The sequence below is a fragment of the Novosphingobium decolorationis genome, assembly GCF_018417475.1.
Lineage (GTDB): Bacteria > Pseudomonadota > Alphaproteobacteria > Sphingomonadales > Sphingomonadaceae > Novosphingobium > Novosphingobium decolorationis.
The window spans coordinates 3,701,861-3,714,401 of record NZ_CP054856.1; the positions used below are offsets into that span (position 1 = coordinate 3,701,861).

Here is a 12,541-nt window from a genome sequence, read left to right on the forward strand (position 1 = left end):
GCAGGGAGAATAGCAGAAGCCAACCTTCCAAAAGAGACCGCGAAGGATCTCGGCAAGGAACGCGGGGTAGGAGCGACCTGTGAGCTCGCCATCTGCCCTTCGTTCGTCCTTGCCAAGCGGGCCGCTCCGGTCGGTCAGGCGGAAGAGGGGGCGCGACTTTGCCCGTTCGGGGCGTAGCGCCAGCCAACCCGGACACATAGAGTAGATGTTTCGTAATGAATTGAATTATTGGATATTTATTGTGTGGGGCTGGTCGTCCAGAGCGTAAGGGCTAAGTATATGTTGAAGCACGAAATGGCGCGGCCCGTGCCGCAGTGGTTGAGCGAGCTTGACCCTGCTGCCATACCGTATACCGATTTTCCCTTGGAAAAGATTCTTGAGAATTCGCTGTACTATCCGGCCTGCGGGTTCGATGGGCGTCCTGTCCAATTCCTAGGAGGCTTCGTACATGGTTTTATCTATGTCGACTATCTCGTTGAAAATCAGAGCGTTGTTGACCGGGCGTCGTCGTCCGAAAGCGGCTTTTCCGGGTATCGCCTGATCGGAAGCAAGGAGTTGAAGGTATCCGATCTTGCACCCCAAGGCTGGGCGCCTCGGGTACCGTTGCAGTTTCGGCAGGACTTGCAGAAATTTCAGTCCATCCAGCGGCGCTGGACCATGCCGGAAGCATTTGCCACCTGGTACGTCTTCGAGAGGGCGTCAGGGCTCTCGGATGAGCATGGTCCGATGCGCTTCAGTCTTCTCCATATCTGCGGAGATGGAGTGACTACATATCAGGCACTGTATCACACTGCAGGTTGTGCACCTGAAGTGCTGGCCATTATCCAGCCGGGGACTGGCTTTGGCGGCAACTATACCGACTTTCGAGATCCGACAGGCTTTTTCGCATGGACCGTTCTGCACAATCCCGCCGGGGCAACGCCCGAGTATCTCGTCTGCGGTGGGCGGTTAGTTGATTATACCGAAGCCTTCTGGCCTGATCACTATCCCGATCATGTGGAATGGTTCCAGAGGGTTTACGGTAATGGAGTGTGGCGGCGTAAGGCCATGTAGAGAACTCGCCCGAGCTATGCCTTGCACTTCAGGCAGAGGAAGGGCAAGGCCTTGTTCCTTTGGGACGTAGTGCGAGCGCCAATAGCGCGAAGGCCTCGTCAATCCAAGGCGCAATCACCCCGGGATTGTCGCCGCCATACCAGTCCAGGCAGGTCCCGTCTTCGCGCAGCGATGCCACCAGCTTGCCCGCGCGTCGGTCTGACCAGGTGATGCGCGCGCCATCCGGGTCGATCCAGATGACATCGACCAGTGCAGACCAAATCTGCGCGGCCGCAACGCCATCTTCGCGACCCGCGCGCCGACAACGCGCTCTGCATCGAGCTTGAAGCGTTCGCGGTGGCGCTCTGTGCGGGGGCTGGCGCCCATTTCGGCAGGATCAAGAAACAATGCCGCACTCCCTGGAACGGTTTGCGTGGCGCCACCCATGGCCGCGCGGAGCGCGTTGGTCGGGTCGGGTGGTGCGATCGGCCAGCGCTGCGCTTCGTAGGCTTCGACCTGCATTGCCAGCACGTCGAGGCGGTCATGGGGTTCGGTGCCCGGCGCGGCGCCCCACAGGCCCTCTGTCACGGCGAGCGCGGCGGCGTGGTCCTCATCGTTGCGGATGGGGAAAACGTCCATTTTTCAAGCCGCACGCTGCCGCGGCGAAGGTCTGGTGCGATCCAGGCTCTGGACGATGAGATCGCGCAAGGCGCGGGCGCTTGCTCGAGGGGATGCGGCCATGTCCACGGCGGCAATCGAGAGTGTCCTTTCGCCATCGGGGTGCACGGTGAAGCTGCGCAGCATCCTGCTGCCGCTTCCCGGCCGTGCCGGATAGAGCAGCATCAGCTGCGCGCAGTCATGGACCTGACCATAGGCCATCATCTGGTAGACATCGCCCTGACTGACGCCGCCCTTGCCCGAGAGCGAGGCCGGCTCGCCGCCGGCATCATGCTCGTTCTGGTCGAGGTGGCCGCGATCAAGGTGATCGGCGTCGAGCGGCTTCCACTTGGTGTCGATGATCGCCACTGTCCGGCCATTCTTGCGGATCACGATATCCGGGCGCATCTGGAAGAGATCGCGGCTGTTTTCACGCAGGCAGTAGCGGCTCTGGTCCTGTGTGCGGACATCGTATCCGGCATCTGCGAGGCCGCGTCTCAGCAGCGTTGCGACGGCCTTCTCGAACAGGTCGTTCATCGGGAACAAGAGCGAATGGCCCCGGGGGGCGGAGCCCTTGTGGCCGGTGCCCTGCCAGTCCTGGCCGAGCAGCATGCGCGCCACTTTCAGAAGGCTTTCCCAGCGCTTGTTCGAACGCTCGATGGTGATGGCCTGCCAGGGGAGCCGGTTCGGCGGCAGCAGCGTCACATCATCGAAGGCATAGCGCAGTTCATCGAGCAGGCGGGCTGTCGAGAGCGTGCGTGTTCGCCGGCGCAAGCTGACGATGGCGCAGGCCATGACCTGCATCAGCGGAATGTCGGCGTCGAGCTCGTCATAGCGGCACGCGAGGCGATCGGGGCGCACCGCATTGACAGTGAACTGGCGCGTCGCGTGGAGCTGCCCGCGCAGCGCGCGCAGGTCGTCCTCGCGTGCGAGATAGTGGCGCGGCAGTCCCTGCCGGGCCTGGGTCGCAAGGCGCGTGGCGAAGATTCGGATGAACAGGTCGAGCAGGGTCTCGGCGCCGCGCGCCATGGCGGCCGCCTCGCCTTCGGCAAGCCTGAGATCGTGCGCGAGATCTATCAGCGAGACGAGCCGCGCGCGCAAGCTCGACCTGTTGTCGAGGTGGCTTGCGGGATCGATCTTGGGCAGGATTTCCAGACTGATCCCCGGTGCGGAGAGCACCCCCACCAGCTGACCCACCTTCACGTGGTCGCGATAGTGGGTGAGGATCGCGCACCCGTCCCTGCCGCCGAGCGGATGGGACCTGGCGGCCTGTTCGAGCGCGAGCGCCTCGCGCGGCGAGAGCGCGCCTTGCGCGCCCTTCTGCGCTACCGCGATCCGGCCCCATTCCGGGCAAGCGAGGTGCCTCATGCCTCTTGCGCGACCTGGTCTGCAGGTTCGTCGCCTGGCAGTTCGACAAGGCCGTTCAGCAGGGTGTCATAGGCATCGGCCGCAAAGCGATCGCGCACGCGCCAGCGGATCTTCGCTTCGCTCGGGGCGAAGGTCTGGAGCTTCTCGAGCCCGCGCGGTGCGCCGAGCGGCTGTCCTTCGACGAAGCCGGTGCCCAGAACTGCGGCGATCATGCCCCAGTCCTCGAAGAAGTATTCCTGCAGCAGCGGGATGATCTTCTGGCGCATGACGCGATCGACATCCTCGGGCGTCGTGCAGCCGATGAAGAAGGCATGGCCGATGCGATGTTCGCGGTCGTGGAGATACTCGATCCGTTCATTGATCCCGGTAAGCACCTTGTCGAGCGCCATCCCGGTCTTGCGGACTGCCTCCTGGAATGCCGCCACATGCACATCGGGTGCCAACTCGCGGAACGTGAAACGCCGCCGCAGCGCGGTATCGAGCCGCGCGATCGAACGGTCGGCGGTGTTCATCGTGCCGATGATGTGAAGGTTCGCAGGAACGCCGAATTCGCGCCGGGAATAGGGCAGCGTAACGGTAAGCGCATTGGTCATGCCAAGTCGCTTGTCCGGCTCCAGCAACGTGATCAGTTCGCCGAAAACCTTGGAGACATTCGCCCGGTTGATCTCGTCGATGACGAGGACGAATTGGGGAATGTTTGCAGGGCCTGCGGCCTGCGCGCTCTCGGGCGCTGCCCCAATGTCGAATTCCTGAGGGTCAGAAACATTCGAAAGAAGTGTCTGCAGTGCACCGCGTTTGAGGAACTCTTCGCGAAGACGATAGCACGAGCGCTGCGTGAAGGGACGGGAATAGACCGTGTCCACCGCTATCGGGTCGTCGAAAACCTTCAGCCAGCGTACCGGCCTCTGATTGGTATATTCCGCATCGGGTGCGAAGGCATAGTCCCCGGTCACTTCGGCAATGGCTCGGATTTGCGTATTCCCGGCGGAGATCAGAACCAGATCCCCCACTTTCATGCTGACCCGGAATCGGTATGACTGGCTGATATTGCCATCATTTCCGTTGGTGCCGGGATGGTCCTGGTTCCAGCGAGCGTGAATGGCCTCGTAGGTATCGTGGTCCGTCCAGTCGATGCCGCCGCCCCAGCCCAGTGATATGATGCCCGTTTCCAGTGCGTCCTCGTAAATATGGTCCTCGATCCCGGCTCTGCCGAGCGACATCTTGAAGACCTGGCGTTGCCCTACGTCGAGACGGACCGGCTTCGACGCGCTTGAGGCCTTGTCCGGGAGACCTGCGGCTTCTTCGGCCAGACGTGCGATCTTGCGGAAAATTCCGGGGGCAGGAACGAGCTGAAACCCTCCGGACGACGACGCGTCCTCACCGTCGCTCGATTTCGTGTCGGGACGGAGACCTTCAACGAAGTCCTCGTACGCCATGGACTGGTGAAAGGTGAGGAAGGCGATCCGGTTCTCCTTCTGGAGTCTACGGTAGAGCGCCATGAGCTCGTCGCGATCTTCTGGTACGTTCTCTGCGCATAGGCGTACGGCTTCCCGCGCAGTCGCGTAAGTCTTGCCGGTGCCGGGCGGGCCGTAGAGGATGAGGTTGGTCGGGGCGGGAATTTCAATTGCTGGCATGGGTTCGATTTCCAGATCTGTGGCCGCCGTCTCCGCAATAGTATCGAGGGGGGCGCGGCAGGTTTCCCAGATAAAGCTCTGCACGTCCCACAAGTCGCGCGGAGCCCAGTTCCATTCGTCCTTCATGATGCGAAAGAGTTCACGGGCCAGCGCATTGACGGCCTCAAGTTCTTCGCGCTGAAGCGGGGCCTAGGAGAACGCGGGCTGGCCTGTGAGCGCTTTCATTGCCTGATTCGTCGGGCTGGAGCGGATGCCAAGCGTTCCGTCGGGATCCACGAGGCCTCGCAGCATCGTGGGAATCATTCGGCTTTCAGCGTAAGGCGCGGAAGTGAGGTCTTCGCGGAAAGCCTCCCAGAGGTTTTCGACAAAGCGCATGACGCTGTCCTCGGCGTTGTCAGCCAGGGCCAACAGACCGGCTTCCTGCTCGATGAGGCCCGGGTGACGATCGCGAATACCTTCAGGTATCTTGGCGGCGCGCCAATCGATCAGATTGCTGAAAAGTTCGGTCTTGTTCAGCAGAAGGTCGAGCAGAGCGCCGCCGAGCTCTGCAGGATCGTTCGACGCGGGAAATTCATCCATGATCTCGCGCGCACGTTCGAGCAGCGCGGTCTTGTAGCCGCCTTCCATCTCTTCAAAGCTGGGGCAGTTTGCGAACTCGATGAAATCAGGGTGTTTGGCGAGGAAAATCGCTTTCAGACGTTCAAGAGCGGCATGGTTGAGAGCGCCGTACTTTCGCTCATACCATTCCAGGACGCTGTTCAGCTCGTCCATTTCGCTAATCTGAAAGGCGAGAGCCGGTATTGGCGTCCACCCATATGTGGACTTGTGTTTCAATCTTTTTGGTAGGTTCGCTTCCCTGCCTTTTTCGGCAGGATACGAGATGCCTTCAACAGGAAGGTCGGTCGCATTCTCCGCGTTCTCCACCCAAAGTAGAATGGCCCCCTTCCGTTGCAGTGCAATTTGGCGCCCATCGTTCAACGCAAACCCCGCCATATTCGTGTTGTCTACGATAGGGCTGCCATACCGCCGTTTTAGTTCGGCTTCGATTTGCCTGCGATAGTCGCTGGTCACTTACATCCCTTCCTTCGCCACATGGGCGAGCGTGTTGACGAGCCTCAGGTGCTCCACTGATTTCGCGTCGAGTTCGAGAAGGCGCGGGTTGGCAAGAACCAGCGCCAGCGTTCGCGCGCGGCTGATGGCGACGTTGAGGCGGTTTTTCGAATAGAAGAAGTCGACATGGCGGGGCAGGTCGTCGGGTGAGGAGGTGGTGAGGCTGACAATCACCACTTCAGCTTCCTGGCCCTGGAACTTGTCGACCGTGCCCACGCGCGCGGCAGCGGGCAGCGCGTCCTGCAGCGCGTTCACCTGCATGTTGTAGGGCGCGACGATCAGGATGTTTTTCCAGTCGATGCGGCCGGGTTCGCCCGCACGGTTGATGAAGGGGGTGCCGATCAGACCCTCGCACAAGTCCCGGACGCGCAGCGCTTCTTCGTCGGAGCGCTGACCACAGTCCTTGTGGTGCTGTTCGAGGAACCGGATGCCGTGGGGGGCAAGCGCGGGGTCGTGGCCGTCCTCCAGTTGCAGAGTCTGGTTGGCGCAGGCGGGCAGGGGCTTGAGGCGTCCGTCATAGACCGCGCTTGAGATGAAGTCGCAGATCTCGGGGTGCATGCGCCAGGAGGTGTCGAGCAGGATACCGCGATCGGGCGCGACGGTGGCCTCGCCCTCCAGCAGGTAATCGAGCGCAGAAAGCCCGCTCTCTCCGGGATGCGCGCCCTGGACGGGCTGGCCCAGTTGCATCTGGTCTCCCACCAGCACGATGTTGCGGGCCGAGGCGCCCATGGCGAGGAGGTGGCCGAGCGAGACCTGCCCCGCTTCGTCCACGAACAGGTAATCGAGGGTCTGATCCATGTCTTCGCTCGCGAAGAGCCAGGCCGTGCCGCCGACCAGATCGGGGTGACAGTCGATCACATCGGAGTTCGAGTAGACGTCGGTGATGATCGCGCCGTCGAGCTCGGTTTCGGCATTGTTTTTGGTCGCCTTCTTCACGCCGGAGAAGGTCTGCCCAGTTTCGAGGGCCACTTCCTCCACCTTGGCGAGCAGGTTGTTGATCGCCTTGTGGCTGTTGGAGGAGACGCCCACGCGCTTGCCGGCCGCGATGAGAGCAAGGATGGCGTGCGCGCTGGTGTAGGTCTTGCCGGTGCCGGGAGGCCCCTGCACGAAGAGCGTGCTGTCATCGAGAGCGAGGCAGCGCAGCGCGGTGGCATCCACCAGCGTTTCGCCTTCACGCACCATGGGGCCGCCCGACCAGTCGTGCAGGCGCGGGGGCGTGCGCGCGATCAGGTCAAGGAGAGCGGTGTAGCGCTGTTTACCTGCGGCCCAGGCCCCGGCTACGCGCTTTACTGCGTCGCGCAGGGCGCTGGTGTTGATCGGTGCGCCCGAGATCAGCGAGCCGGCCTCGGGGAAGGCTTCACCCGGCTTGAGCTTGCGCTTGAGAGTGAGAACACCGCGTCGGGTATCGATCTCCTGAATTGCGCCGAGGGGGGCGAGGGTGGGGGCGTGGAGCACTTGCGTGCCCTTGCGCATCTTGGTGTCCTGCGGCGGGAAGCTGTAGCGCGCCACGGTGCTCTGCTTCTCCGGCCACTGCCACTGGCCTTCGTGTTCGGGAGAGGGGAGGGGCCGGATTGCGCCGATGCATTCGCCTTCCTCGACTAGATCGTCGGGATCGGCTTCGGCCCGATCGAACATCGACCAATACGCGGGTTTGTCGGCGCGGCGGTGGAACTGGGTGAGGTGGGCGACGAGTTCGCGGCCTTCCTTGCTCGGCGGCAAGGGACCGGCGTGGATGGCCTCGATCAGCGCCTCGGCGGCGGCCTGGGCTTCCAGAGCGGCTTCGCTCTGTTCGGCCTCCATCGCCTTGGCAGGCCCCACGCTGCGCCAGGGAAGATCGTCCGGGCGCAGGGAGATCAGCCAGTCGCGCAGCGCCTCGGTGTTCTCGCAGTCGACCTTGTTGTAGGCGAGGATGTCGTCGAGGATGGCCTGATCTCCGCCGTTTTCGCCGCCGGTGTCCTGCCAGTTCTTGTATTCGATGATCGAATCCGCCGCATTGGCCACATTCTCCGCGCGCTTTGGCGCAAAGAAGATCTCCATGGTCTTAAGCGAAAGGTTGGGCTCGCTAGTGCGGATCGACTGGCGCAGCACGCCATACAGATCGACCAGGCGGCGTTCGCGCAGCAGCTTGTCCACCGCATCCTCGCGACTGGCGTGGAGCGTGGACAGGCGGCGCAGCGCGGTCACTTCGTAAGGGGCGTAGTGATAGATATGCGCGCCTGGATTGGAGGCGAGATGCGCAACCATCCAGTCGACCGTACTTTCGAAGGCGACACGCTCTGCCACGTGGTCATGCCCCCAGCGGAAGCGGAATTCCGGCCGGGTGCCATCGCGATAGTGAATGCCCCAGAGGTATTCGAGGCCGCCTTGCGTGAGAGGATCGCCTTCCAGATCGAAGAAGAGATCGGCCGGATCGGGCGGGGGCAGCTGGGTGAAGCCGCGCCCGTCTTCTACCGGCAAGGTCACCACTTTGGCCTCACCGCCAGCGCGGCGTTCAAGCTGCAGGATTGCCTGTTCGCGCAGCTTGGCAAAGGTCTCGCGCGCCATGCGGGGTACGCGATGATCAGGATCGGCGGTGGCCAGTTGGGCCAGCGTGGTGATGCCGTCCGCTTCCAGTTTCAGGCGCTGGGGCATGCCAAGGCCGGCAACGAAAGAAAGGTGATCGGCCTCCTGCCACACCGCATCGCAATGCTCGCGCCATCCGCACAGGCCGCAGGCCGAGCAGGGTTCGGGCGTAGAGCCGGCCGCTTCGGCATCGATAAAGCCGAGATAGCGCGCCTGTGCCGCCTCCAGCGTGTAGGCAAATTCGGCCAAGCGAAAGCTTTCGGTCTCCCCTGAGCCGAGCGCGACATGGACGCGGCGCGACATCACACCCTGCACTTTGGCCATCATCTGCGCATAGAGACCCAGCTGCACGATGTAGGATGGCTTTACCGAGCGGGCGAGTTTGGTGTCGACCGGCTCGTATGACCACGGGCCAAGATCGGAAGGTGTCTCCACCCGGATCAGGAAGTCGGCAAAGCCATGCCAGGGCGGATCGTAGAATGTGGCCTGGAAAATCGCTGGCGCACCCTCGCGCATGGCCTCTGCAGTGGCCCTTGCACGCTCTTTGAGTGTGCGGTCGGTAGCGATTTCGACCAGACCGCCTTTGGCCTCCAGGCCGGCCCGGTAGGCGTCCTCGTGATCAAGGCCCTGCTGCTGCACGCGCTTGGCCAGTTCATCGTCGTCGGCCTGTTCCGGAAGGGCGTCGGGATCGTGCAGGCGCAAAAGATCGAGCGCGGTCGCGTGGCGACAGGCCAGGAAGCGGACAAGGTCCGAGGGCGAATGCAAGAGCTGGTCGGAATACGTACGCAAGGCTTGGAATGAACCCTCTGAAGGTGACGGCCGATGGCGGCCTTGTTGGATTCGAGGTCTGCTCCGAGCAAACGACAAATCCGGTCATGGCTGTTTGTACGGTAAGCCCTTATTATTGAAATAAAACATGAAATATTACCTTGCCGTGAAGGTGCCAAGGTCATTTCACAGCCTGTGAACGCCGGTCACAGGCGAATGCGGTTGGCGTCCAGATGGCGGAAGGCGCGTTCACGGCAGGTCAGCACAATGACCTGCATCGTCCTGGCCGCCTCCCCCAACATATCGAGCATGGCATCGAGGCGCATGTCGTCGGCGTGGACCGGCGGATCGTCGAGGATCAGTGAGAGAATCGCAAGCCGTTCCTGCGTGCCGTGGGACAGCGTGTCGGCGGCTTCCTCTCGCCCCTGACGGACGAGCAGATGGCATGTCTTTCGCCGTATTTCCCAACAGTCACGGAAGGCCGTGTGTCGATGATCCGCGCGTTCTGAGCGGGATCATCTTCACCAAGCAGAATGGCTTGCGTTGGCGTGATGCACCCAGGGATTACGGGCTTCACAAGGCCTTGTACAATCGCTGGAAGCGATGGGGCGAGATGGGCGTGTTCAGCCGGATGATGGAAGGTTTGTCTGCCCAGAGCGCTGAGCCCGAAACCCTCTGGATCGATGCGACCTGGCTCAAGGCTCATCGCACGGCTTCCGGCCTTGAGGTAAAAAAAAGGGGGGGCATGAATACCAGGCACCGCGCCGTTACCGATGCCAACGAACGGCCTTTGAGCTTCTTCATTACGGCGGGCCAGATCAGCGATTACACTGGGGCCGCGGTTTTGCTCGATGACTTGCCAAAGGCACGGTGTATGCTGGCCGATCGGGGCTACGATGCCGAATGGCTCTGGGGCGTGCCAGAGTAAAAGGGCGCCAGAACTTGCACTCCGGGCCGCAACTCCCGCTCGATGCCCGTCAAATGCGACAAGCATCGATATAAGCTTCCCAACCGTATTCTTCGCAGTCCTCGCTCTCGCAGCCACTGTTCTCTGCTGGCTCTGATCAATGCGTCCTGAGTCTAGGCAATGGCCTGTCGTCCAGCGCTTTTTCAGTCAGATGGCGAGTCGAGCCGCCAGTGCGGTCGCGATGACGAGGATTGTGAGGTGGATCATCGCTGCTTGTGCAATGATCCAGGTCGGCTTTACCTCATTTCCTGCCACATACCGACCGGCCCACCTCCGCCTCATTGCGCTTCCCCTTGGCTGCACCTGGCAGCTCACGGGAGGCGATTCAGTCCTCAAGGACACACATGATTACGACGCGAGACCAAATTTCGTCTCCCCTTCGCGTGGTGATCAGAGCAAGAGGGCTTGGCTCGACGTGCTGTTGACGGACGAGGGTAAGCATCTGCCGTAGCCGCCCGAAAAATATAGACTTTTTCGTGATTTGTCGCTATCGGAGACCATTCAATCCACCCGAGGAGATCAATCAGTGATATAAACTACATGGAGTATCACTGCTTTGAAAACTTCGCGAAGCGACGATTGGGCACTTCTTGCAGCGCTCGATCTCGACATTGTTCGCCCGGGTTTTGCGGGTGGGTTTTTGCGCGCCAGCCATGAACGTCGTCAAGTCATCACTGCGTATCTTGCTTGCGCCGAAGACTGCCTTGGCCGGGCAGAAGTCGCCGACTTTTTGAGTTCGGCTGATCATCGCTCGATCCTTCGAGCCACGTTCACGACACTTGGGCAGGGCATGCGGCGCGCACTCAGTCGGAGCGGAAATCGGACGCATCCTCGGCGCTATTATCGAGATTTGAATGTCGCACTGGTGGAAGGTTCCAAGCACGTTCGCCAGGCGATCATGCAATCGCAGGCACTTGGCCCGGCAAAACTCGCATTGATCCAACGGCTGCCAGAAGAGCTTTGCGATGTCCGTCTTCTGGTCCGTTTGGACGAGTGCATTTTTGTTGATGATCTGCTCGGCGCCATCGATGCGATTGTCGCGGGCGGGGTAGACCGCGCGGCCTTCATGAATGCACTTTTGACCTCGACGGTCGAGCCTGTCCAAGTGGTGCAGAAGTGGACGCTTCGCCTTTCATTCTCGCCAGGACCGGTCATCGAAAGCTCGTGTTTTCGACCAGTTCGCGATGGCCGTGAACTCCGCCAAGTGGCCCTCAGATACCGGAATTGCAGCCGCCGCTACGTCATCAATTGCCTCTCGGGGCAGAGCGCGTTCGGCGAGTACACTGCTGCGGATGGACGGCAAGTCTTGGTGCTGGCCGAGAAGCGGAATGGCGAATGGTACCTGGAAGGTGTCTACGCGGCCAGAAATCGTGATGTGCCGACTGATTTGCGCGAGGAGGCGACGGCTTTCGCGGCCGAGAACGATGTCCCAAGCCATCGCCAGACACGTCCGAAAAACGGGCCCATGGCAGCGCTCCGCAGGGTCAATCGTGCGGTATTTGACTGGTGAAGCCTATGGTGGTGGAGGGCTTGTCGTGTAACGTCTCATCTCGACCTCGCGGCCGACAGGCTATGGCTGAAGTACTTCGTCAATGTGCCCGAGGGCCTGGGGGGCGGTGGCGAAGTCGAGCCTCGTGTCAGCAGGGGCGTCGTCGGTGATGCGCGTTGCGCGGCGCTGCGCTAGGGGGCGCTTGGCGCCCTCCTGCTACGCCTTGCGGGCAATTCGCGGGCCACGCGGGGGGCATCAAAAGCCTGCTTGGTCGTCTCCTGACGGAAACAGGGCTTCCGTCAGTTTCCCGGCATGCGTATCCTCGGTCTCTACGGCCGATACGCGGCTGCCGTCTGGACGAGTCAGTTCGGCGTGCTTCTGTTCCAGGAATCGCTTGGACAGGCTTTATGTCCGTCGTCGAAACATTTGGCACAGATTGGAGCGTGGATCAGCGGAGAGCGGTCCTCGTCTGGGCGCGGGGTGAACTACCTCGCGTGATCAACCTCAAACAGGGGAAATGCGTCACCCATCTCACAGGATTTCTTTGCTGCCTGCAGTTCATTGAATTTTATAACTTTTATTTAGGGTTCGCCTCTGTATTATCCCTGCGTCTAAAACGTTCGTTGATCAGTTCGCAGCAGCGGGGCGCGCATGGGTATGTTGGCCGGGAAACCGATGGGAAAGCTGCTTCGTGCGCGCGATCTCGTGCCTTCATGCACGCGGCTTCGGGATCTGGCGCGAGGACAAGCTCGAGATCATCTTGCGCGTCCTGCACAGTGCTTTCAGAAAGTCCCGCTGTTGGCGGTTCCATCCCGCGCAAGTGCTCGAAGAGGACGGCGACGAGCTGCTGGTGAAACTCCGAGCTGGAGGCCTTGGTGAATTGGCTGAGTACCGGTTTTCCTGGGGCGCGACATCCGCATCGAAGCGCCGCCCGAACTGCGCGCAGTAATGGTC

Annotated in this window: 8 protein-coding genes and 1 pseudogene; 4 read left to right on the top strand and 5 right to left on the bottom strand. The window is 61.5% G+C overall.

Annotation, left to right across the window (positions count from 1 at the left end):
- Positions 1 to 279: 279 nt before the first annotated feature.
- Positions 280 to 1,053: a hypothetical protein gene (locus HT578_RS17190; RefSeq protein ID WP_213500836.1), complete on the top strand. Its 774-nt coding sequence runs from the start codon at positions 280 to 282 to the stop codon at positions 1,051 to 1,053.
- A 114-nt stretch (positions 1,054 to 1,167) separates the two neighbouring features.
- On the opposite strand, the gene HT578_RS17195 is transcribed toward HT578_RS17190, so the two are convergent.
- The 5 genes from HT578_RS17195 to HT578_RS17215 all read right to left on the bottom strand — a co-directional run bounded on the left by HT578_RS17195 (position 1,168) and on the right by HT578_RS17215 (position 9,152).
- Positions 1,168 to 1,671, bottom strand: a complete 504-nt coding sequence (locus tag HT578_RS17195) for a helix-turn-helix domain-containing protein (RefSeq protein ID WP_213500837.1) — start codon at positions 1,669 to 1,671, stop codon at positions 1,168 to 1,170.
- Between the two features lie 3 nt (positions 1,672 to 1,674).
- The gene (locus HT578_RS17200) at positions 1,675 to 3,057 is read right to left on the bottom strand and encodes an McrC family protein (protein WP_213500838.1); all 1,383 of its coding nucleotides are present in this window, start codon (positions 3,055 to 3,057) and stop codon (positions 1,675 to 1,677) included.
- Entirely contained in the window at positions 3,054 to 4,775 is a 1,722-nt protein-coding gene (locus HT578_RS17205) for an AAA family ATPase (protein WP_239026635.1), read from the bottom strand. The genes HT578_RS17200 and HT578_RS17205 overlap by 4 nt, the downstream gene beginning before the upstream one ends.
- Positions 4,776 to 4,880: 105 nt before the next feature.
- Positions 4,881 to 5,762 carry a hypothetical protein gene (locus tag HT578_RS17210; RefSeq protein ID WP_213500840.1) on the bottom strand — a complete coding sequence of 294 codons (882 nt, stop codon included), beginning with the start codon at positions 5,760 to 5,762 and terminating at the stop codon, positions 4,881 to 4,883.
- Positions 5,763 to 9,152 (bottom strand): TM0106 family RecB-like putative nuclease, encoded by a 3,390-nt coding sequence (locus tag HT578_RS17215; protein ID WP_213500841.1) that lies wholly within the window; start codon positions 9,150 to 9,152, stop codon positions 5,763 to 5,765.
- 419 nt (positions 9,153 to 9,571) lie between these two features.
- On the opposite strand from HT578_RS17215, the pseudogene HT578_RS17220 reads away from it, so the two are divergent.
- The 3 genes and pseudogenes from HT578_RS17220 to HT578_RS17230 all read left to right on the top strand — a co-directional run.
- Positions 9,572 to 10,149: pseudogene (locus HT578_RS17220) on the top strand (IS5 family transposase); the annotation flags it as partial.
- A 505-nt stretch (positions 10,150 to 10,654) separates the two neighbouring features.
- Complete coding sequence (locus tag HT578_RS17225; protein WP_213500842.1) at positions 10,655 to 11,608, top strand: hypothetical protein; 954 nt, start codon at positions 10,655 to 10,657, stop codon at positions 11,606 to 11,608.
- Between the two features lie 670 nt (positions 11,609 to 12,278).
- Positions 12,279 to 12,536, top strand: a complete 258-nt coding sequence (locus tag HT578_RS17230; protein ID WP_213500843.1) for a hypothetical protein — start codon at positions 12,279 to 12,281, stop codon at positions 12,534 to 12,536.
- Positions 12,537 to 12,541 lie beyond the last annotated feature (5 nt).

What these genes read in the sequence shown, in the direction of transcription:
- HT578_RS17200 (WP_213500838.1), bottom strand. Translation starts at nt 3,057, where the DNA reads ATGAGGCACCTCGCTTGCCCGGAATGGGGCCGGATCGCGGTAGCGCAG.
- HT578_RS17190 (WP_213500836.1), top strand. Translation starts at nt 280, where the DNA reads ATGTTGAAGCACGAAATGGCGCGGCCCGTGCCGCAGTGGTTGAGCGAG.
- HT578_RS17195 (WP_213500837.1), bottom strand. Translation starts at nt 1,671, where the DNA reads ATGGACGTTTTCCCCATCCGCAACGATGAGGACCACGCCGCCGCGCTC.